A 20,547-nucleotide genomic window follows, 5' to 3' on the forward strand; every position below is an offset into this window, starting at 1 on the left:
AGCCGGCCGCTTCGTGTGGTCGTACGGCGTCGGGCGCGGTCACGGAGTGGTGTCCGTGGGCGCGTGGGCGGAGGCCCTGGTGAGAGTGCGGGCCGCGTGGACGAGGAGGGTGAGGGCGGCGGCGCCGCAGGCCAGGCCGGGTACGGTGCCGGGCCCCCAGGTGTCGACGGCCGTCTCTACGGGGACGGCGAGGAAGCCGCAGCCGGGGAGGCGGCCGGCGAACACGGTGCAGACCGCGAGTGCCTCGGCCGCGGCGGCTGCGCCGAGGGCGACGGCGGGGGCGTGAGTGCGGCCGTGCGCCGTGAGCAGGCGTGCGAGCAGCAGGAGCGCGCCGAGCGTTCCGGCACCGGCGTATGCGGCGTCCTGGCCGAGTACGGCGGCGGCCACCCCGATGAGGGTCCACAGCGCACACAGGAAGAGCGCGAAGACGGCGAGGAGGAGGGGGCGGACGGAGGCGGCGAACTCTTCGAGGCCCCGGCTGGAGGCGAGCCTGCGCCGGGCCACGGCGCCGAAGAGCTGGGCGCACCAGGCGCCGGGCGCGACGGCGAAGGCGAGGGCGAGGAGGGGGGCGGTGGCGGGTGCCCAGGCCTCGTCGGGGCCGCCCGCTACGGCGGCGCTCAGGAGTCCGTCGCCGAGGAGCGCGTAGGCGAGGAGCCAGCAGGTCCAGGCGCGGGTGGCGGGCACGGTGTGGGCGGTGGCGCGCAGCGGGCCCCGGCGCAGGGCCGCGCGCAGTGCGGCGGAGACGGCGAGCACTCCGGCGGCCCCGACCGCGAGCCGCAGTCGTCCGCCGGTGAAGTTGAGTCCTACGAGGGTGAGGGCGCCCAGCGTGCCGGGGAGCAGCGCGAGGACGGCCCAGACGGGGCGCCGGCCGCGTGGCGTGTCGGATACGGCGTGCTGGGTTTCCGGTGCGATGTCGCTGTCGCGGGGAACGCGCGCGTACATCTCTTCGGCGAGCGAGAAGACGTCGCGGTGCCGGAAGCGGGCGGCGGTCCGGTCGGTCACGCCGTGGGCCTCCAGACCGGCGGCGATCTCCAGGGCGTCGACGGCGCGCTCGCACAGCTCGCGGTGCCGGTGCATCAGCGCTTTCACGGGGTCCACGCCGGTACGGCGGCGGCTGCCGCCGGTGGCCTCGTCGGCCTTGGCGGGGCTGCCGGGGTTGGCGAGGCTGCTGGGAGGGGAGGCCGGCGGAGGGGGTGGCGTGTAGGGGAGCGGGCTGCCCGTTGATGCGGCTGCGGCGGTGGCGCGCCAGGCCACGGGTTCGTTCAACAGCGCTTCTTCGGCCGCGGCGGGGTCGAGCCCGCGGGCCAGGAACCCCGGTCCAGCCTCCGGCTCGGGCTCCACACGCCGCTCCGATTCCGGTCCAGCCTCCGCACGCCGCTCCGTTTCCGGTCCAACCTCCGGCTCGGGCTCCACACGCCGCTCCGATTCGGGCTCAGCACCCGACCCCGTAACCGACTCAGCACCCGAGCCCACCACCGGCTCAGCACCCAACTCCGACCCGACATCCGACCCCGCCCCCGGCCCCCGGGCCGGCCCCGGCCCAACACTCGGCCCCGGCTCCCCCAACACCTCCTGCGACCCCGCACCCCACGCATCCGCGCCACCCGGCACCTGCGGCGTATCCAAGCCCGCGCCCACGACCGCCTCGCCCAGCCCCTGCCCGCTCACGCGTCCCCCTCCCCACCAGGAAAGACCCCGGCCAACTGGCCTTGCTCACCGGCCGGCCGCTCCCCGCCACAGCCCGAACCAACGGCACCGCCCGAACCAACGCCACCGCCCGAGCCGACACCCCCACCCGAACCAACGCCACCGCCCGAGCCGACACCCCCACCCGAACCAACGGCCGCCTCCCCCTCCGCCCCCGCCCAACTAGGCGCGCCCCCAGAAGCGGAGCGCCCCGCCAGCCACGTGCCGAAGCCCCCGCCCGACTCGCTCGTCGGTGCGGTCCAGCGGCCCGGTACATGGGCCTCCGGAGGGTTGGCGAAGGGCAGGGGTTCGCCCGCGTCGTCCACGGGTTCACGGCGCACGGGGCAGTGGGAAACGATCTCCAGGTAAATGCCGTGAAATGCCGTGATGTTCTGCTCGACGGTGAAGAGTTCGAGCGCTCGTGCCCGCGCGGCGGCGCCGAGCCGTTCGCGGCGCCCCGGGTCGCGCAGCAGCGACACACACGCCTCGGCGAGCGCCCGCGGATTGCGCGGCGGGACCACCAGGCCGGTGCCGCCGATGACCTCGACGACGGCGCCCGCGTCGGTCGAGACCGTCGCTCGTCCGCAGAACATCGCCTCGACGAGGCTGATGGGGAACCCCTCGACGATGCTCGACAGGACGACGACGCTCCCGGCGGCGTACGCGTCCGCGAGGTCGGGCGTCTCGGGCCCGCCGATCTCCTCGAAGGAGACCGGGTTGTCGCCCATCGCGTGGGCGCCCTCCGCCTCGTCGGGGAAGAGCTGGGCGGCGAGGGCCTTGCAGTGGGCGAGGTAGGCGGCGGCGTCGGGCCCCTCGGCGGGCGCTCCGACGAGGCGCAGGCGGGCCTTGGGCTCCTCCTTGCGGATCTCCGCGAAGGCGTGGAGGAGGGAGATCAGGTCCTTGGAGGGTTCGATGCGGCCGACCCAGACGAGGGTGCCGGGCTCCCCCGGCTCCTCGCGCTCGCCGATCTCGGCGAAGCGGGAGGCCTCCATGCCGGGGTGGACGGTGCGCAGTTTGGCGCGGTCGGCGCCGCACCGCTCCTGCCAGCGCCGGGCGTGCGTGTTGCCGGGGGTGATGATCGCGGCCTGCCGGTAGGTCTCGGCGGCGAGGCGGCCGTGGAATGCGGCGAGCATCGCCCGTACGGGGGCGCTGAGTTCGGCGTCGCCGGCCGCGATGTAGTGGGCCCGCAGCTGTACGCCGTACTCGGTGACGAGGAGGGGGACGCCGGAGAAGTGGTGGGCGACGAGTCCGGGGAGGGCGGCGGGGCCGCCGGAGGTGGCGTGGCACAGGTCGACCGAGCCGAGGCCGTCGTCGCCGTACCAGTCGAGGGAGAGCGGGCGCAGGGCGCGTTCGATCTGTCCGGCGACGGCGAGGAGGTCGGGGACGCGGGCGGCGCGGGCCGCGCGCAGGGCGCCCGGTGCGCGGCAGGCGCGCTCCAGCGTGCGCACGGCGGTTTCGGAGCGCAGGGCGCCGACGAGTCCGCCTTCGTCGCGGGCGAGTTCGGCGAGCGCGTACAGCGCATTGCCGAAACGGTCCGCCTCGGCGCCGGCGGAGTCGGCGGGCGCACCAGCAAGGCCGGCGGTGTCGGGGGAAGGCCCGGTGCAGACGGCCGCGGCCAGCTCCGCGTACGCGTCGGCGAAGCGTCGCCTGCTGCGGCGTCCGTAGCCGGTGCCGTCGTCGTCGGCGGTCCACATCGGCGCGGTGCGCACCCGGCTGACCTGCGGCGGCAGTTCGATCCAGCCGCGGTCCTCCTGGTCCTGGCTGCGGCTGAGCGCGTAGAGGTCGAACTCGTGCTGCTCGAGCCCGCGCACGAGCCGGTCGCACCAGAGTCTGGCCTCACCGCTCACATACGGATAGCCACCCTCCGTAAGCAGTCCGATGCGCACGAGTACACCCCCGATCTCCCGTCTGGGGAGCCGCCGTTGGTCCGGCGGCTCAGCGGGACGAACGTATGCGGACATGCCGGTGGCGTGATGGACGGTTGTCCATCACGCCACCAAAAGGGGTGAACGGCCGTAACTTTCCCGTGCGGGTAGCGTTCTGTCGCGCTACACGCTCATTCGGTCACGGAGTGTCATGCTGCGGCCAGCTCCCTGCGAGCGGTGCGTCGTCGCGCGGCGACGGCCGGATCGAGCGCCGGTACGGCGGCGAGCAGCTGCCGGGTGTACGGGTCCTGCGGCGCTCCGTAGACCTCGTCCACGGTGCCGTACTCGACGACGCGTCCCTTGCGCATGACGGCGACCCGGTCGCTGACCTGGCGGACGACGGCGAGGTCGTGGGCGATGAAGACGAGGGCGAGGCCCAGCTCGTCCTGGAGTTCCCGCAGCAGGCCGGTGACCTGGGCCTGGGTCGTGACGTCGAGGGCGGAGACGGCTTCGTCGCACACGATGATGCGCGGTTCGGCGGCGAGCGCGCGGGCGATCCCGACGCGCTGGCGCTGGCCGCCGCTGAACTCGTGCGGATAGCGCCCGTAGTGCGCCGGGTCGAGCCCGACGCGTTCCAGGAGCTCCTCGACCCGGCCGCGCACCTCCTTGTCGCCGCGTGCCCGCAGCGGGTCGGCGACGGACTCCCCCACGCTGCGGCGGGGGTTGAGGGAGGAGACGGGGTCCTGGAACACCATCTGCACGCCCGTGTCGGCTCGCGCCCCTGAAAGGAGCACCTGCCCGGACGTCGGTGCGAGGAGTCCGACGAGCATCCGCCCGAGCGTGGTCTTGCCGCTGCCGCTCTCGCCCACGATTCCGAGGGTCTCGCCCCGGCGCACGGTCAGGGAGACCCCGTCGACGGCGGCGAGAGCGCGCTTGCCGCGCCCGAACTCCCGTCGCAGGTCGACCGCTTCGAGCAGGATGTCACCGGCCGCGCCACTCCGCACCGGGCGTGGCGCGTCCACGCGCGGCACCGCGCCGAGCAGTTCCTTCGTGTACGCGGCAGAGGGCGAGCCGAGCACGTCGGCGACGGTTCCGCGTTCGACGGCGCGGCCGTGGCGCATGACGAGGACGTCGTCGACGCTCTCGGCGGCGACGCCCACATCGTGGGTGACGAGGATGAGGCCCATGCCGGTCTCCTGGCGCAGTCCGTGCAGCAGGTCGAGGATCTGCGCCTGGACGGTGACGTCGAGGGCGGTGGTCGGTTCGTCGGCGACGAGGAGGGCGGGTTCGCAGGCCAGGGCCATGGCGATCAGGGCGCGCTGGCGCATGCCGCCGCTGAACTCGTGGGGGCGTGAGCGCGCGCGGCGGGCGGCGTCGGGGATGCCGACCCGGTCGAGCACTTCCACGGCACGCGCGCGTGCGGCGCGCCGGGACGCCTTGGAGTGCACGCGGTACACCTCGGCGATCTGGTCGCCGACGGCGTAGTACGGGTCGAGGGAGGACAGCGGGTCCTGGAAGACCATGGCGGCCGTCCCGCCCCGCAGCCGCCGCAGCGCGTCGTCGTCGGCTTCCTGTACGTCGGTGCCGGCGACGCGCACGGACCCGGTGACGCGCGCGCCGGTCCCCCGGTGGAGGCCGAGGAGCGCGGAGGCGACCGTGCTCTTGCCGGATCCGGACTCGCCGACGACGCCGAGCGCCGCGCCCTCCTCCAGGCGGAAGGAGAGCGTGTCGACGGCCCGCAGGTCCCCGAACTCGACGGTGAGCGCGTCCACTTCGACGAGGCTCATGACAGGACCACCCGTCGGTCGGCCACCGCGTACAGGACGTCCGCGACGGCATTGGCGAGTACGACGAAGAAGCCGGTGACGAGGACCATGCCGACGACGACCGGCAGGTCGACGACGTTGACGGCGTGCACGAGTTCGCGGCCGAGTCCGGGGATGCCGAACAGGGTCTCGCTGAGCACGGCGCCGCCGAACATGGAGCCGAAGTCGTTGGCGTTCAGGGCGATGACAGGGGCGACGGCGCCGCGCAGGGCGTGCCGTCCGATGATGGAGCGTTCGCCGACCCCGTAGGCGCGGAAGGTGCGCACGTGGTCCTCGGCGAGGGTCTCCAGCATGGAGGCGCGGGTGAGGCGCGCGTATTTGGCGGCCTCGATGAGGGCGAGCGACAGCCAGGGCAGGAGCAGGTTCCAGGCCCACTGTTCGGGGTCGTCGGTGAAGGGCACGTACTGCGGGAAGGGCAGCCACTGGAGCTGTCCGCAGACGACGATCATCAGCAGCAGGCCGATGACGAAGACGGGCGTGGCCGTGCCGGCGAGGGTGATGCCGGTGAGGATCCGCTCGGTGGGACGGCCGCGCCGCCATGCGGACAGGACGCCGGTGCCGACGCCGAGGATCAGCCACAGCACCATGGCGCCGAGCGCGAGCGAGGCGGTGGCGGGCAGCTTGGTGAGGATCAGCTGTGTGACCTGCTGGTCGGTCTGGTACGAGAAGCCGAGGCAGGGGGCGTCGCAGTGCTGGACGGCGGTGCCGGTGGAGAAGTCCTGTCCTACGAAGATGCCCTGGAGGAAGTGCCAGTAGCGCAGGTACAGCGGGTCGTCGAGCCTCAACTGGTCGGCGACCTGCTGCACTTGGGCGGGCGAGCAGCGGGGGCCGCAGCTGATCTGGGCGACGTTGCCGGGGGCCGCGTAGAAGACGACGTAGATGATCACGGAGATGGCGAGCAGGGTGACGGCGGCGCCGATCGCCCTGCGCAGCAGGAAGCCGGTCATGCGCCGGCCTCCCGCTTGCGGCCCGTGCCGATGCGCAGGCGGGACGCGGCGCGCGGGTCGAGCGCGGTGCGCACGCCGTCGCCGAGGACGGTGAGCGCGAGCACGGTCACGAAGAGCGCGCCTGCGGGTAGCAGTAGGTACTGCGGCGCGGCCTGGTACCAGACGTCGGCGGCGGTGAGCATCTGTCCCCAGGAGGGTGTGGGCGGTTTGACGCCGACGCCGAGGAACGAGAGGGCCGCCTCGACGGTGACGTTCGTCGGGACGAGCAGGGACGCGTACGTGATGACGGGCGCGGCGAGCGACGGGAGGAGTTCGCGGCGGGCGATCTGCCAGGTGGGCCAGCCGCTGAGCCGGGCCGCGGCCACGAAGTCGCGCTCCTTGAGGGTGATGGTCTGGGCGCGCACGATCTTGGCGGTGCCGCCCCAGGCCACGAGCCCGATCACGAGGGCGACGAGGACGGGCCGGGGAAAGCCGCTCGGGACGATCGCCATCAGGGCGAGCGCGAGGATCATCAGGGGCAGCGCGACGATGACGTCGGTGGCGCGGCTGAGGATCTGGTCGACCCAGCGGTTGCCGAGCCCGGCCGCGATGCCGACGGTGACGCCGATGAACACCTGCACGACGGTGGCGGCGAGTGCGACACCGAGGGAGACCCGGGCCCCGTAGACGAGGCGGGTGAACAGGTCGCGTCCGGTCTGCGGTTCGACGCCGAGCCAGTGCTCGCCGCCGGCTCCGCCGAAGGCGCCGACGGGCACGCCGCCGCGCGCGGAGTCGATGAGGTGGGGGTGGTACGTGTTCGGGTCCTGGCCCTCGATCAGCGCGAGGAGCGGGGCCCCGAGGGCGATCAGGACGAGCAGGGCGACGACGGCTGCCGCGACGAGGGCGGCGCGCTGCGTGCGCAGGCGCCGCCAGAACTGACGGGCTCCGGAGACGGGGGCGGACGCCGTGATGGCGCCCGCCCCTGCGGTCTCCGAGGCCACAAGTGCCTCGGTCATCGCGTCACTTCACCGAGACCTGCGAGATGTCGAGCACGCCGGTCCAGTCGCTGATGACGATGTTCTTGACGTCCGGTCCGTACAGGCGCTTGTACACCGGGTGGAACAGCGGCACGGTCAGTGCCTGCTCCCCGATCTTCTTGTCCAGTGCACCCCAGCGCTTGGCTGCAGCGTCAAGATCGGTCAACTTGTTGATCGAGTCAATCTCGTCATTGACGGACTTGTCATTGAGGAAGCCGGTGTTGAAGTTCGCGCCGTCCTTGACGATCTGCCGGCCGTCGAAGATCGGGGCGAGGAACGGGCCGCCGGAGGGCCAGTCGGCTCCCCAGTGCGCGAGGAAGAAGCCGGGCTCCTTCTTGGCGCTGTGGATCGTGTCGGAGTAGTCGTTCGCCTCCAGGCCCTGGAGCTTGACGGTGATGCCGGCCTTCTTCAGGGCGTCCTGGAGGGCGGTGGCGATCTCCGGGCTGGTCTCGAAGTCCTTGGCGTTGGAGTGCGTGAGGGTGACGGTCAGGCCCTTCTTGTAACCGGCCTCCTTGAGCAGCTCCTTGGCCTTCTGCGCGTTGCCCGAGGCACCGGCCGGGAAGTGGTCGTACGCGGTGTAACCGAAGGACTTCTGGTTCGGCAGGTACGTCGTCGCGGCCTCGGCGAGCGAGGAGCCGCCGGCCGCGTTGATCACCGACGAGCGGTCGACGGCGGTGGCGATGGCCTGGCGCACCTTCGGGTTGTCGAACGGCTTCACCTTCGGGTTGAAGGCGATGTAGTTCGTGTAGCCGAAGTGGCCGGTACCGACGCGGGCGGCGAGCTTCTTGTCGCCGCTGACCTTGGCGAGTTCGGCGGGGCCGAGGTTGGTGTCGGTGGTGACGGCGGTGGCGTCGGCGCCCTGACCTGCGGAGAGCCGCTGGTTGATGACGGAGGAGTCGAGACCGGAGCGGACGTCGATCCGGTCCGGGTAGGCCTTGCGTTCCTCGTCGGTTGTCGCGGACCAGTGCGTGTTGCGCACCAGGACGAGCCGCTCGCCGTCGTTCTCGTTCTTCACGACCTTGTACGGGCCGGACGAGACGGGGTGCTCCTCGTACTTCGTGCCGGTGTCCTTGGCCTTGGGCACGGGCGTGAACTGCGTCTGCGTGGCCAGGTAGGGGAACTCGCCCTCGGGCTTGTTCAGGTGGAAGACGATGGTCCGCGCGTCCGGGGTCTCGATCGAGTCGAGGCCCTTCTTGTCCTTGTACGGGCCCTGGTAGTCGGCGCCGCCGATCAGCCAGTCCCTCAAGTACGGTGCGCCGCCGGAGAGTTCGGCGGCGAACGACCGCTCGATGCCGTACTTGATGTCGGCGGACGTGATGGGCGAGCCGTCCTCGTAGGTGACGCCCTTCTTCAGGGTGTACGTCCACACGGTCGCGTTCTTGCTGGGCTTGCCCAGGTCGGTGGCGAGGTCGGGGACGACCTTCGCGCCGGCTGCGCCGTCCTCGCGGTTGCGGGTGGTCAGCGTGCGGAAGACGAGCGAGGGGACGTTGCCGCCGCCGGAGGTGTAGAGCCGCGCCGGGTCGAAGTCGGACTGCGGGTTGGAGTTGAGGACGGTGAGGGTGCCGCCCTTCTGCGCCTTGGCGTCGGAGCTCCCCCCTGCGTCGCTGTCCTTGGGCCCGGCGCAGGCGGCGGCGCCGGCGGCGAGGACCACGCTTACGGATGCGGCGGCCACGCGGCGCGCTATGACGGACGGTTGACGCATCGGAAATCGACCCCTTGGGGAATGTGCGCTGCACTGGGCAGCAGAGGGCAGGCAGGGAAATGCGCAGAACTCGCCCGAGGCACGTCGACAGCCGGAAACCGCGAAACCGGAAACCCTGAGAAGAAATAAGGGTGGATACCGGAAAGGAGAGATTAAATGCGACGCAGCACGCCAGGGGCGGGCGTCAGCAACAGTGCACGTCGGCGACGCACAGCGCGGTCACGCCGATGAGCGTGAGCTCAATGGCGGTGCGCGAGGGTGCGTGACGGTGCGACATGCGGAGAAATATGAACGAACTTTCGCCGGATGTCAACGCGACCTCTGCCCTACGGCTCAACTCTTGGGAAAGGCCCAGGGGTTGGGCTTGCAGGTGATTCCGTCGAAGGTCAGGAACTTGGTCTGCTGCTGCATGACGGGCGCGAGCGCGCCGTTCTTCGTGCAGGTCACGTGGTTGAACCCGAGCCGGTGCCCGACCTCGTGGTTGATGAGCATCTGCCGGTACAGATGGATCTTGTTCCCGTACGTCGTCGATCCCTGCGCCCACCGATAGGCGTTGATCATGACGCGGTCGGTGGCGGCGGAATCGCAGGACACATTGTCCTCGGTCGTGTCGAGCCCGGATTTCTCGCACCAGACGCCGGTGGTCCCCGGACTGGCGAGCGTTATCACGAAATCGGGCTTTCCAGAGGAAATCCGCTCGAAAGCCCTGCCGCCGCCGTGCGCCCAACTGCGGTCGTCGTTCAGGGTCTTCTGCACGGCCTGTGCGAAAAGCGCGCCGTCGAGCCCGAGCCCGTTCTCGACGTCGATCCGGTACTGGAACTTCTCTCCCTTGCCCGGCGCCTTGTCGAATCCGGGCACCGCGGTGAACTTCCCGGAGCCCTTGAGCTTGGCGGACAGGGGATACGTCTTGCCCATCTTCTGGTCGTACGTCAGCGGGGTGACGGGCCGCGCCTTGCCCCCGGGGGTGGCGCGGTCGTCCGAACGGGACGCCGACCCGGCCGTCGACCGCTTGCCGGGCCCGGCCGCGGACTGCGCGTGGGCGTCGGCCGCGTCGCCACGCCCTTGGACGACGTGCCCGGCGACGACGACGGCGAGCACGGTGGTCACGGCGGCGGCCGCGATGCCGGTGTACGTACGGCCCTTGCGCCGTTTGTCACCCGGCTCCTCGTCCTCGCCATACGCGGCGGCGGCCACGTCGGGCTCGCCGCCCTCCGCGTCCCAGTCGGTGACAGTGCCGTACGGGTCGGAGGGACGGACAGGCGGGGCGAACGCGTCCACGTAGTCCTGCCGCGGCCTGCTCCGGGGCGACGGCACAACCGGCGCGGCCGGCACGACCGGCGCGGCCGCGTAGCCGACGCCCATGCGGGTCTCGCCCCGGGCACCCCCCTCGAACTGCTCAGGGTGCCCACCGCGCACATGCGGAACGCCGTGCGCGGGCGTGCCCTGCGGGAATCCATGGGAAGGCGTCACACGGGGCGACCCATGAGCCGGAGTCCCCTGCGCCGGAGTCCCCTGCACCGGGAAACCGTGCGGCGGGGTCGCCTGCGGGAAGCCATGTGCGGGGGTCGCCTCGGAGAACCCACGCGTGGTGGGCCCCTGCGGCGGAGCCGCCTGCGGGAAACCGTGCGGCGGGGTCGCCTGGGGAAAGCCATGTGCGGGCGTCGCCTCGGGGAACCCGCGCGGCGGCCCGGCGTTCGGAGACGGGCCGCGGTACGGGGCCGGCCCCGGCCCGGCCTGCCCGCGCGGAGCGCCCTGCTGCGCCTGGGGTCCCGGCGTGGTGGGACGTGGGACATCGGGGGCGCCGCGCCTGCGGCGACCGCGGCCTGCGGCGACCGGTGCCCCGGCCGCCTCCGCGTCGTCCAACGGTGCCGGTGCAGGCCCCCGGCGGCTATGCCGTCCCACTCGCCGCCTCAGCTCCCCGCCCGCTCGTCTCGTCGCTCTCGGTCGATTCCCCCGCATCCGCGAGGAGCTCACGCATCGCCGTGGCGACCGTCTCCGGATACTCCATCATCGCCACGTGCCCCGCGTCCGGCAGCGTCAGGAGCCGCGAGGAACGGAACGTCCGCGCGGCCCGCGCCGCCATCCGGTAGGACACGAGCTGATCGCGTCCACCGTAGACGAGGAGCGTGGGCGCGAGGACACGTTCGGCCTGACGCCACAGCCCATGCTGCCCGCCCAGGGTGTACGCGTTCACGACGCCACGCGCCGAACGGGTCATCGCGTCCCAGAAATAAGGCAGTTGAAGCCGCCGCTCCATCTCCTCGACGGCGGCCCGGTACCCCTCGGGGGTGACCCGGCCGGGATCCCCGTAACAGAGTGCTGTGACGCCGCGCACCCGCTGTTCGGCGGTCCAGTCCTTGGTGAGGCGGGTGAAGAGCGAGGCCACGCCCGGTACGGCCAGCAGTGCGGTCGGCACCGCCGTGCGCTGCACGCGGATCTCGGGCAGCGCGGGCGAGACGAGTGTGAGGGTGCGCACGAGATCGGGCCGTACGGCCGCGACCCGTGTCGTGATCGCCCCGCCGAGGGAGTTGCCGACGAGGTGGACGGGCCCGCGGCCCGCCGCGTCGAGGTGGCGGATGACGGCGCGGGCGTGCCCGGTCACCGAGTAGTCGCCGTCGTCCGGCGGCGGCGAGTCGCCGAAGCCGGGCAGGTCGAGCGCCTCGCCGTCGACGGCGTCCTCGAGGAGCGGCATCAGGGCCGACCAGTTCTGCGAGGACCCGCCGAGACCGTGCACGTACAGCGCGGGCGGCAGCCCTGCGCGGGTGCCAGGGCGGGAGCGGACCGTGAGCGTGAGCCCCGGCAGGCCGACCGAGCCGAGCCGCTCACCCTCCGCGACCCGGACGGTGCCCGGCTTGGGCGCCGCGGCTGCGAAGGCGGCAGGCACGCGCGGCGACTCGGTCGAAGACATGCGGGATATGTTACGAGACGATCACGCACTGGATCGTGTGTTCGCCGTCACAGATCGCATCGCGCCTCGTTCCGGTGTCTCCTACGCTCGGATCTGGGCACCCGCCCACATGAGGACGTACAAGGACACATGAGGGAAGGGAGCCGCCATGACGGTCGACCCATCCGACCCAGACACATTCGAGCGGCAGGAGGACGACGCGGAGGTCGGCGTCGAGGCCCCCGAGGCGGACGCGGCCGAGCAGCTCACGGAGCTCTCGCCGCACCGGGACGACCCTCCGGCGGACGCGGACCCGGACGCCGCGAACGAGGCGGACCGTGCCGAACAGGCCCGCGTAGTGGATGTGGACGAGGACGACTATCGATGACCTGCCCGTATTTGCCCGTATGCGGACGGTTTCCATAGCTGTCCGGTCCGTGAAATTGTGCGTTCGCACCGCGCACACCACGGTTACCGAAAAGTACGATGGCGAAGCGGCGCACACCGCACACGGACAATCTTGGGAGGCGGCGTGACAGCCATCGAGCAGACAGAGGCAGCGCGCCCTCGGGGCACGCGCCTGCCGCGCCGTGCCCGACGTAACCAGCTTCTGGGCGCGGCCCAGGAGGTATTCGTCGCGCAGGGCTATCACGCGGCGGCCATGGATGACATCGCGGAGCGCGCGGGCGTCAGCAAGCCGGTGCTCTACCAGCACTTTCCCGGCAAGCTCGACCTCTACCTGGCCCTGCTCGACCAGCACTGCGAGGCGCTTCTCCTGGCCGTGCGCACGGCGCTGGCCTCCACGTCCGACAACAAGCAGCGGGTCGCGGCCACGATGGATGCGTACTTCGCCTACGTGGAGGACGAGGGCGGCGCTTTCCGCCTGGTCTTCGAGTCGGACCTGACGAACGAGCCCGCGGTGCGGGAGCGCGTGGACCGCGTCAGCCTGCAGTGCGCGGAGGCGATCTCCGACGTGATCGCCGAGGACACCGGCCTGTCGAAGGACGAGTCGATGCTGCTCGCCGTCGGCCTGGGCGGCGTATCGCAGGTCGTGGCGCGCTACTGGCTCTCCAGCCAGTCGCAGATCCCGCGCGACAAGGCCGTGACGCTCCTGACGTCCCTGGCCTGGCGCGGCATCGCCGGCTTCCCGCTGCACGGCACCGACCACCACTGACGAGGCGCGGCGCACGGCGCGCGGCGTTTACGGGTCTTGTTCGCTCCTGGCGTGCAGCGTGGACGCCGGGCACGTCCCCTCACCGGGCTAATGTGTGCTGAGTACGGCGCGGTCGTCCGCGCACATCACGGATCGTCGGAGGGACAAGGCCGTGGAGGTCAAGATCGGCGTGCAGCACACGCCCCGCGAGATCGTTCTGGAGAGCGGCCAGACCGCCGAGGAAGTCGAGAGCGCGGTGTCCGAGGCACTGTCCGGCAAGGTGCAGCTGCTGACTCTCGTGGACGAGCACGGCCGCAAGGTCCTGGTGCCGGCCGAGCGCCTGGCGTACGTGGAGATCGGTGAGCCGACGGTGCGCAAGGTGGGCTTCGGCCCGGTGTAGAGCCCCGCGCACGGCGGCACGAAAGACGTACGGGAGAGGCCCGGTGGCATCCGCCACCGGGCCTCTCCCGTACCTGTTTCCGTGCCTGTCCGCGACGCTGCGGCCTTCACAGGGCGGACACAGCGAACCCATACGGGGAGGATTGCATTCCGCGGCCCGGGGGTACACCGGTCAAGACCGATTTGCACCACGGCCAATGCGGGAGGGACCTCACACAATGCTCCTGGAAGCGCTCGGCTCCGCCCTGCTCGGCCTCGGCCTTGCCTGGGCCGCGACTGTCCGCCTGCCCCGCCGGCTCCCGCCCCGGGCGCTCGTGCTGCCGACAGGAATCGCGGGTGCGCTCTTCGGGGCATTTCTGACCCACACCGCGCTCGGCTCCGGCCACGCCCTTGCCACCCTCGCCGGAGCGGTCGTCGTGGGGGTGGCGTTCCTGTCGCTGCTGCTGCGCCCCTCAGCCCCAGTCCGCCGGTCGGCGCCGGCCTAGACCGTGACCGACCGGCGGTGAAGCGGCCTCAGGCCGCGAGCCCCAGCGCGGCCATCCGCTTGGTGTGCGCCTCGGTGATCCGCGAGAACATCCGGCCGACCTCCGCGAGGTCGAACCCGTCGGCCACGCCGCCGACGAGCATCGTCGACAGGGCGTCCCGGTCGGCGACGACCCGCTGCGACTGCGAGAGCGCCTCGCCCATCAGGCGGCGAGCCCACAGCGCGAGCCGGCCGCCCACGCGCGGCTCGGCCTCGATCGCGGCCCGCACCTTCTCCACGGCGAAGCTGGCGTGCCCGGTGTCGTCGAGTACGGCGAGGACGAGGGAGCGGGTGTCCGAGTCGAGCCGGGCCGCGACCTCACGGTAGAAGTCACTGGCGATCGAGTCGCCGACGTACGCCTTGACCAGACCTTCCAGCCAGTCCGACGGCGCGGTCTGCTTGTGGAAGCCGTCGAGCGCGGCGACGAAGGGCTCCATCGCCTCGGTCGGCTCGACGCCGATCGCCGAGAGCCGGTCGCGCAGTTGCTCGAAGTGGTGGAATTCGGCGGACGCCATTTTCGCGAGCTCGGCCTTGTCGCCGAGCGTGGGCGCCAGCTTCGCGTCCTCGGCGAGCCGCTCGAATGCGGCCAGCTCTCCGTACGCGAGTGCGCCGAGCAGGTCCACGACCGCTGCGCGGTAATGGGGGTCGACGGATGCCTTCGCCCAGTCCTGGGCGGCGATTCCGGTGGGTTCGTCGGCTGCGGCGGTGTCAGGCGTCTCCATGAAGCGCAGAATAGCCCGCCGACCGCCGCCCCGAAGTCCCTGGTCAATGACTGTGACGACGACTACGTGACCAATTCGGCCATCGCACATGCGCGATTCCGGGGTATGGTGGTAAAGAGCCCGCCGGGTACGAGCAGAACTTCTACGTGTCTGTTTGTACGCGTTTTCGACGGGCTTCATGAATGAGGATGCCCGGTCGGTGGCCCGATCGGCTCCGACCCGACAGCCCTCCGGGCGGTACGTCACACGACGTACGGCATGAGGAGGGAATCCCTCAGCGGCACGAGCGCTCGAGCGTCGGCAGTGGTCCCGCGTCACCCGGCCCGCCCGCCTCTCGCTGGCGACCGGCGATCAAGGCACGGTCACGACCCCCGCGTTCGCCTCGCACCGCGTCTCACAGAAGAGGCAACACCCTGACTACGCAGCAGATTTCTACGTTCCGAGACCTTGGGATCCTTCCCGAGACCGCCGAAGCCCTCGAGGCCGTCGGCATCATCACCCCCTTTCCCATCCAGGAGATGACGCTCCCCGTAGCGCTCTCCGGCACCGACGTCATCGGCCAGGCCAAGACCGGCACCGGCAAGACGCTCGGCTTCGGGCTTCCGCTCCTCGAGCGCGTCACCGTCCCCGCGGACGTCGAGGCGGGCCGGGCGCAGCCCGAGCAGCTGACCGACGCCCCGCAGGCGCTCGTCGTCGTCCCCACCCGTGAGCTGTGCCAGCAGGTCACGAACGACCTGCTGACGGCCGGCAAGGTGCGCAATGTGCGCGTCCTCGCCATATACGGCGGGCGTGCCTACGAGCCGCAGGTCGAGGCCCTCAAGAAGGGCATCGACGTCGTCGTCGGCACCCCGGGCCGTCTCCTCGACCTCGCGGGCCAGAAGAAGCTCAACCTGAAGCACATCAAGTCCCTCGTCCTCGACGAGGCCGACGAGATGCTCGACCTGGGCTTCCTGCCCGACGTCGAGAAGATCATCAACATGCTTCCGGCCAAGCGCCAGACGATGCTGTTCTCCGCGACGATGCCCGGCGCCGTCATCGGCCTGGCCCGTCGCTACATGTCGCAGCCGACGCACATCCGCGCCACGTCGCCCGACGGCGAGGGCGCGACGGTCGCGAACACCTCGCAGCACGTCTACCGCGCGCACAACATGGACAAGCCGGAGATGGTCGCGCGCATCCTGCAGGCCGAAGGCCGCGGGCTCGCGATGATCTTCTGCCGTACGAAGCGGACCGCCGCCGACATCGCCGACCAGCTGCAGCAGCGCGGCTTCGCGTCCGGCGCCGTCCACGGTGACCTCGGCCAGGGCGCGCGTGAGCAGGCCCTGCGGGCCTTCCGCAACGGCAAGGTGGACGTGCTCGTCTGCACCGACGTCGCCGCTCGCGGCATCGACGTCGAGGGTGTGACGCACGTCATCAACTACCAGTCCCCCGAGGACGAGAAAACGTACCTGCACCGCATCGGCCGTACCGGCCGCGCGGGCGCAAAGGGCATCGCGATCACGCTGGTCGACTGGGACGACATCCCGCGCTGGCAGCTGATCAACAAGGCGCTGGACCTGAAGTTCCCCGACCCGGTCGAGACGTACTCGTCGTCTCCGCACCTGTACGAGGAGCTGAACATCCCGGCCGGCACGAAGGGCGTGCTGCCGCGCTCCGAGCGCACCCGGGCCGGTCTGTCCGCCGAAAAGGTCGAGGACCTCGGCGAGACCGGTGGCCGTGGCGGGCGCGGCGGCCGTGGTGGCCGTACGGCCGCTCCGGCTCCCGTCCAGGAGCCCGAGCGCGAGCCGCGTACGGCGCGTACGACGCCGCGTCGCCGTCGCCGCATCCGTAACGGCGAGCCGGTGGCCGCGCCGACGGTGAACGAGCCGAGGACGGCCCCGGCCGAGGCGGTCGCCGCCTCCGAGGCCGTGGACGCCACGGTGGTGGAGCCGCGTACGCCGCGTCGTCGCCGTCGCACCCGTTCGGGCGCCGCGCCGGAGGCCGTCGTCGAGACCGCCGCCGTCGCGACGGCCGAGGCTGTCGCCGACACGGTCGAGGCGCCCGAGGCCGCGGAGACGAAGCCGAAGCGCACCCGTAAGGCCGCCGCCCCCAAGGCCGCTGCCGAGGAGGTCGCCGAGACCGTCGAGGCGACGGTCCCGAGGCCGCGCCGCCGCACCCGCAAGGCCGCGGAGGCCGTGGTGGACACGGTCGAGGCCGTCGAGTCGGCCGAGGCTCCCGCGGAGGCCAAGCCCAAGCGCACCCGCAAGGCTGCGCCCAAGGCCGAGGCCGTGGCGGACACCGTCGAGGTGACGGAGGTCGCGGAGACGAAGCCGAAGCGCACCCGTAAGGCCGCCGCCCCCAAGGCTGCCGCCGAGGCGGTCGTCGCCGAGGAGGCCGAGACCAAGCCGCGCCGCCGCACCCGCAAGGCTGCGCCCAAGGCCGAGGCCGTGGCGGACACCGTCGAGGTGACGGAGGTCGCGGAGACCAAGTCGAAGCGCACCCGTAAGGCCGCCGCCCCCAAGGCGACCGCCGACGCGGCCGCCGAGGTCACGGAGACGAAGCCGAAGCGCACGCGCAAGGCCGCGGCCCCCAAGGCCGCCGCCGAAGCGCCCGCCGAGGAGGCGCCCGCCAAGCCCCGCCGCCGCACCCGCAAGGCCGCGGAGCCGACGGAGAGCTGAGCGTGACCACGTAGCAAGCCACATGGCCCGGGCCCGCGAAAGCGGGGCCGGGCCATTGGCGTTCACGGTCACGGAGGTCGCGGAGGGCCCCGCGCCATCCCCGAATGACCCGCGGCGGCACTGCGGTTAGCCTCGTCGCATGAGTCGGCCTCCCGCATTCGTCCCGCCGCCCGGCGCCGTCGCCCACGCTCTTCGGACCGAGCGCGGCGACTTCGCCGCCATCAGTGCCGGCCCGCAGGACGCCGGGCACACCGGTACCGCGCTCCTGCTGCCCGGATTCACCGGCAGCAAGGAGGACTTCATCGCCCTGCACGTGCCACTCGCCGCCGCCGGGTACCGCACGGTCGCCGTGGACGGGCGGGGGCAGTACGAGTCGACGGGGCCCCTCGACGACGAATCTCCTTACGCTCAGCGGGAGTTGGCCCGCGATGTGCTCGCGCAGGCGGCCGTCGTGGACGACGGGACGCCGCTGCATCTCGTGGGGCATTCGCTGGGCGGCCTGATCGCCCGGGCGGCCGTGCTCGTCGATGCGACGCCGTTCGCCTCGCTCACCCTCATGTCCTCGGGCCCGGCCCAGATCTCGCCGTCGCAGCAGGAGCGGGTCAAGCTGCTGCGGGACGCACTCGCGGTGCTCGACATGGCGCAGGTCTGGGACGCGATACAGGCGCTCGACGCGCCGGAGGAGACGGATGCCCCCGGAGCGGGCGCGGACGATGCCGCCGCCCTGCGGCACCGCTGGCTGCTCAACAGCCCGGCGCAGCTCATCGCGACCGGCCGCCAGCTGTGCACGGAACCCGACCTGGTCGACGAGCTGGCGGCCGTCCGGCTGCCCAAGCACGTGCTGTCGGGCGAGCGCGACGACACCTGGCCGGTACAGCTCCTCGACTCCATGGCCGTACGCCTCTCGGCCCGCAGGACCGTCATCGCGGGCGCGGAGCACTCCCCGAACACGGACCGCCCCCAGGAGACCGCGGCGGCCCTGGCCGCGTTCTGGGACCTGCACCCGCCGGTGGTCTAGCCGGAGGGCGCGGTACTAGTACTGCGCCTGGAGGTGGCCCCAGAAGCCGTCCCGCAGGGCGCGCCGCAGGTCGGACTGCCCCCGCAGCGAGTACTGCAGCAGCGCCTCCGCCTCGACCAGCAGCTCCTGGTCGACGGGCCCGGGCAGATACGGGTGCCCCGGCAGCAGCTCCACCAGTGACTCCCTGCCGCGCGCGGCGAGCCACTTCGCGGCGATCTGCGCACCGACGAAGCGCACGTCCTCCCGCGAGGGGCGGGGCGTGCCCGCGTTCTCGTACGTCGCCGTGGCGGTGCGCCGGGACACGTACGGCTTGAAGAACGCCAGGTCGAACGTGCGCTGGCTGTCGACCTCCCACAGGAGCGGGTCCGCCTGGTTGCGGCCCTCGGGCGCCTCGATGCCCCACAGGTGGACGCGTGCACCGTAGCCCTGCGCCGCCTCGACCGCGGAGACGAGGTCCTCGTCCCCGCCGATGAGCGCGGCATCGCTGATGGCGCGGTGCCGGGCGAGCGACTCGAGGTCCGTGCGGATCAGGGAGTCGACGCCCTTCTGCTGGTTGTGGGCGTTGAGGTTGCCGAGCCTGACCTTGACGTCGGGCAGCTCGGCGATCGACTGCTGTTCGTTCGTGTGGATGCGGCGCCGGGCGCCGTCGTACCAGTACACGCGCAGCAGCCGGCTGTCCGCGAAGATCGTGCGGGCCTTGTCGATGAGGGCGTCGACGATGCCTTCGGCGTCGAGGTCGAAGGCTCTGCGGTCCTCGGTCCCGGTGACGAGGCGGCCGGCGGCGGCGTAGAGGTATCCGGCGTCCACGAAGATCGCGTGGGTGGACGGGGTCTTGGCCACTTCGGCGAGCATGCGCTTGAGCAGCTCGTTCGTACGGTCGAGCTCCGCGCGGATGGCCGTCAGGTCGTCGTTCATATGGGGCCCATTGTCCCGGCCGTCACGCTGCGAACACAACCGGTCCCGCTACCCGCGGGTAATTAGCCTCGCGAAAAATTTCCTTAGCGTAGGGAATGTTTGCTGGGGGCAACCCGTTGATCCCTACAGAACGCGGGGCATTGAAGCCGCGCAATCCACTCTTAACGGTCAGGCAACCGCCTGGCCGTACGACGGGGCAAGACTGTTGTCCCGTACCAGTAGTTCTCCTCCAGGAGGATGACCAGACGAAGGGAGAAGCGGTTATGCGCTTCGAAATCATGCGACTCGACGATGTCGACGGAACCGCCGTGGACAGCACCGTCGTGGACGCCGCCTCCGTCAACCGGATCGTTCAGCAGGCGGCCGCCATAGGGCAGCGCCTCTACATCCGCCCGGCCGAGTCGCCGGCCTCGTAACGCGACGACGACTCCTGATACACCGTTGATACACCGTACGTAATCGAATAACACGCTTCAGAGCCCCCGTACGACATCCGTACGGGGGCTCTTTTGCGTGCACGGCGGGGGCTCGGCGCCGTCGGCGTCAGGAGCCCTGGATCACCTGGGTCACACCGTTGATGATCTGCTGCACGGCGATCGCGGAGAGCATCATGCCCGCGAGGCGCGTCACCAGGACCACGCCGCCGTCCTTGATGACGCGGATGATCAGCAGCGAGTAGCGCATCACGAACCACAGGACGACATGGATGGCGACGATCGCCGTCCACACCGACACCTGCGTCGCGGCGCTGTCCGCCTTCTGCACGGCGAGGATGACGGACACGATCGCGCCGGGGCCCGCGAGCAGCGGCATGCCGAGCGGCACGAGCGCGACGTTCACGTCCTTGGTCTGCTTCGGTTCGTCGGTCTTGCCGGTGAGCAGGTCGAGCGCGATGAGGAGCAGCAGCAGCCCGCCCGCGATCATGAGCGCGGGGACGGAGACATGCAGGTAGTCGAGGATCTGGTGGCCCAACAGGCCGAAGACCGCGATGACGCCGAAGGCGACACAGACGGCCTGGAAGGCCATCCTCTTCTGCACCTTGGCGGGCCGGCCCGCGGTGAGCGCGAGGAAGATCGGGGTGATCCCCGGGGGGTCCATAATCACGAATAGCGTGAGAAAAAGGGATCCGAAGACAGCAACATCAAACACGGGTGTGGCCTTGCGAGTGGGGTCCGCGGGATCAGCCGGGACGCGTCGTGCGTGGGGGTGCGGTGCGTGAGCCCGCACCGGG

19 protein-coding genes are annotated in these 20,547 nt (G+C 71.5%); 7 read left to right on the forward strand and 12 right to left on the reverse strand.

Annotation, left to right across the window (positions count from 1 at the left end; translation table 11 throughout):
• Nucleotides 1-39 precede the first annotated feature (39 nt).
• The 9 genes from OHA58_RS11920 to OHA58_RS11960 all read right to left on the reverse strand — a co-directional run bounded on the left by OHA58_RS11920 (nt 40) and on the right by OHA58_RS11960 (nt 11,950).
• Nucleotides 40-1,341: a hypothetical protein gene (locus OHA58_RS11920; RefSeq protein ID WP_405478672.1), complete on the reverse strand. Its 1,302-nt coding sequence runs from the start codon at nt 1,339-1,341 to the stop codon at nt 40-42.
• Nucleotides 1,342-1,664: 323 nt separating this feature from the next.
• Entirely contained in the window at nt 1,665-3,572 is a 1,908-nt protein-coding gene (locus OHA58_RS11925; RefSeq protein WP_405478673.1) for a DUF3492 domain-containing protein, read from the reverse strand.
• 188 nt (nt 3,573-3,760) lie between these two features.
• Nucleotides 3,761-5,338 (reverse strand): dipeptide ABC transporter ATP-binding protein, encoded by a 1,578-nt coding sequence (locus OHA58_RS11930; protein ID WP_405478674.1) that lies wholly within the window; start codon nt 5,336-5,338, stop codon nt 3,761-3,763.
• Complete coding sequence (locus OHA58_RS11935) at nt 5,335-6,324, reverse strand: ABC transporter permease (RefSeq protein WP_355693667.1); 990 nt, start codon at nt 6,322-6,324, stop codon at nt 5,335-5,337. The genes OHA58_RS11930 and OHA58_RS11935 overlap by 4 nt, the downstream gene beginning before the upstream one ends.
• Nucleotides 6,321-7,319, reverse strand: a complete 999-nt coding sequence (locus OHA58_RS11940) for an ABC transporter permease (protein ID WP_405478675.1) — start codon at nt 7,317-7,319, stop codon at nt 6,321-6,323. Before OHA58_RS11940 ends, OHA58_RS11935 begins: the two co-directional genes overlap by 4 nt.
• A gap of 4 nt (nt 7,320-7,323) precedes the next feature.
• On the reverse strand, nt 7,324-9,042 hold the full coding sequence (locus tag OHA58_RS11945) for an ABC transporter substrate-binding protein (RefSeq protein ID WP_405478676.1): 1,719 nt from the start codon (nt 9,040-9,042) through the stop codon (nt 7,324-7,326).
• Nucleotides 9,043-9,226: 184 nt separating this feature from the next.
• Nucleotides 9,227-9,319, reverse strand: coding sequence for an Ms4533A family Cys-rich leader peptide (locus OHA58_RS11950; protein WP_323182959.1), 93 nt, complete (start codon nt 9,317-9,319; stop codon nt 9,227-9,229).
• 56 nt (nt 9,320-9,375) lie between these two features.
• A complete protein-coding gene (locus OHA58_RS11955) occupies nt 9,376-11,001 on the reverse strand; it encodes a DUF3152 domain-containing protein (RefSeq protein WP_405478677.1) in 1,626 nt (541 codons plus the stop codon).
• Nucleotides 10,931-11,950 carry an alpha/beta hydrolase gene (locus tag OHA58_RS11960; protein WP_405478678.1) on the reverse strand — a complete coding sequence of 340 codons (1,020 nt, stop codon included), beginning with the start codon at nt 11,948-11,950 and terminating at the stop codon, nt 10,931-10,933. The genes OHA58_RS11955 and OHA58_RS11960 overlap by 71 nt, the downstream gene beginning before the upstream one ends.
• Before the next feature lie 148 nt (nt 11,951-12,098).
• Here OHA58_RS11960 and OHA58_RS11965 point away from each other — a divergent pair, with 148 nt between their 5' ends.
• The 4 genes from OHA58_RS11965 (at nt 12,099) to OHA58_RS11980 (ending at nt 13,966) form a co-directional block, all read left to right on the forward strand.
• Nucleotides 12,099-12,317 (forward strand): hypothetical protein, encoded by a 219-nt coding sequence (locus OHA58_RS11965; RefSeq protein WP_405478679.1) that lies wholly within the window; start codon nt 12,099-12,101, stop codon nt 12,315-12,317.
• Between the two features lie 144 nt (nt 12,318-12,461).
• Entirely contained in the window at nt 12,462-13,103 is a 642-nt protein-coding gene (locus OHA58_RS11970; RefSeq protein WP_116510278.1) for a TetR/AcrR family transcriptional regulator, read from the forward strand.
• A gap of 151 nt (nt 13,104-13,254) precedes the next feature.
• The gene (locus OHA58_RS11975) at nt 13,255-13,482 is read left to right on the forward strand and encodes a DUF3107 domain-containing protein (RefSeq protein ID WP_206302077.1); all 228 of its coding nucleotides are present in this window, start codon (nt 13,255-13,257) and stop codon (nt 13,480-13,482) included.
• Nucleotides 13,483-13,699: 217 nt separating this feature from the next.
• Nucleotides 13,700-13,966, forward strand: coding sequence for a hypothetical protein (locus OHA58_RS11980; RefSeq protein WP_405478680.1), 267 nt, complete (start codon nt 13,700-13,702; stop codon nt 13,964-13,966).
• A gap of 28 nt (nt 13,967-13,994) precedes the next feature.
• Here OHA58_RS11980 and OHA58_RS11985 read toward each other — a convergent pair whose 3' ends face one another.
• Entirely contained in the window at nt 13,995-14,726 is a 732-nt protein-coding gene (locus OHA58_RS11985; protein WP_116513430.1) for a ferritin-like fold-containing protein, read from the reverse strand.
• Between the two features lie 518 nt (nt 14,727-15,244).
• Here OHA58_RS11985 and OHA58_RS11990 point away from each other — a divergent pair.
• Together OHA58_RS11990 and OHA58_RS11995 are read left to right on the forward strand one after the other, a co-directional pair.
• The gene (locus OHA58_RS11990; protein WP_405478681.1) at nt 15,245-17,383 is read left to right on the forward strand and encodes a DEAD/DEAH box helicase; all 2,139 of its coding nucleotides are present in this window, start codon (nt 15,245-15,247) and stop codon (nt 17,381-17,383) included.
• Nucleotides 17,384-17,522: 139 nt separating this feature from the next.
• Nucleotides 17,523-18,401: an alpha/beta fold hydrolase gene (locus OHA58_RS11995; protein ID WP_405478682.1), complete on the forward strand. Its 879-nt coding sequence runs from the start codon at nt 17,523-17,525 to the stop codon at nt 18,399-18,401.
• Between the two features lie 15 nt (nt 18,402-18,416).
• Here OHA58_RS11995 and OHA58_RS12000 read toward each other — a convergent pair whose 3' ends face one another.
• Nucleotides 18,417-19,316, reverse strand: a complete 900-nt coding sequence (locus OHA58_RS12000; RefSeq protein WP_382998384.1) for an NYN domain-containing protein — start codon at nt 19,314-19,316, stop codon at nt 18,417-18,419.
• Nucleotides 19,317-19,579: 263 nt separating this feature from the next.
• Between OHA58_RS12000 and OHA58_RS12005 the strand changes: the two genes are divergently transcribed.
• Entirely contained in the window at nt 19,580-19,732 is a 153-nt protein-coding gene (locus tag OHA58_RS12005; RefSeq protein WP_165914635.1) for a hypothetical protein, read from the forward strand.
• A 127-nt stretch (nt 19,733-19,859) separates the two neighbouring features.
• Here the strand turns inward: OHA58_RS12005 and OHA58_RS12010 are convergent, their stop codons facing one another.
• Nucleotides 19,860-20,465 carry a MarC family protein gene (locus OHA58_RS12010; protein ID WP_376257925.1) on the reverse strand — a complete coding sequence of 202 codons (606 nt, stop codon included), beginning with the start codon at nt 20,463-20,465 and terminating at the stop codon, nt 19,860-19,862.
• Nucleotides 20,466-20,547 lie beyond the last annotated feature (82 nt).

The sequence above is a fragment of the Streptomyces sp. NBC_00009 genome (assembly GCF_045040855.1).
Taxonomy (GTDB): Bacteria; Actinomycetota; Actinomycetes; order Streptomycetales; family Streptomycetaceae; genus Streptomyces; species Streptomyces aureus.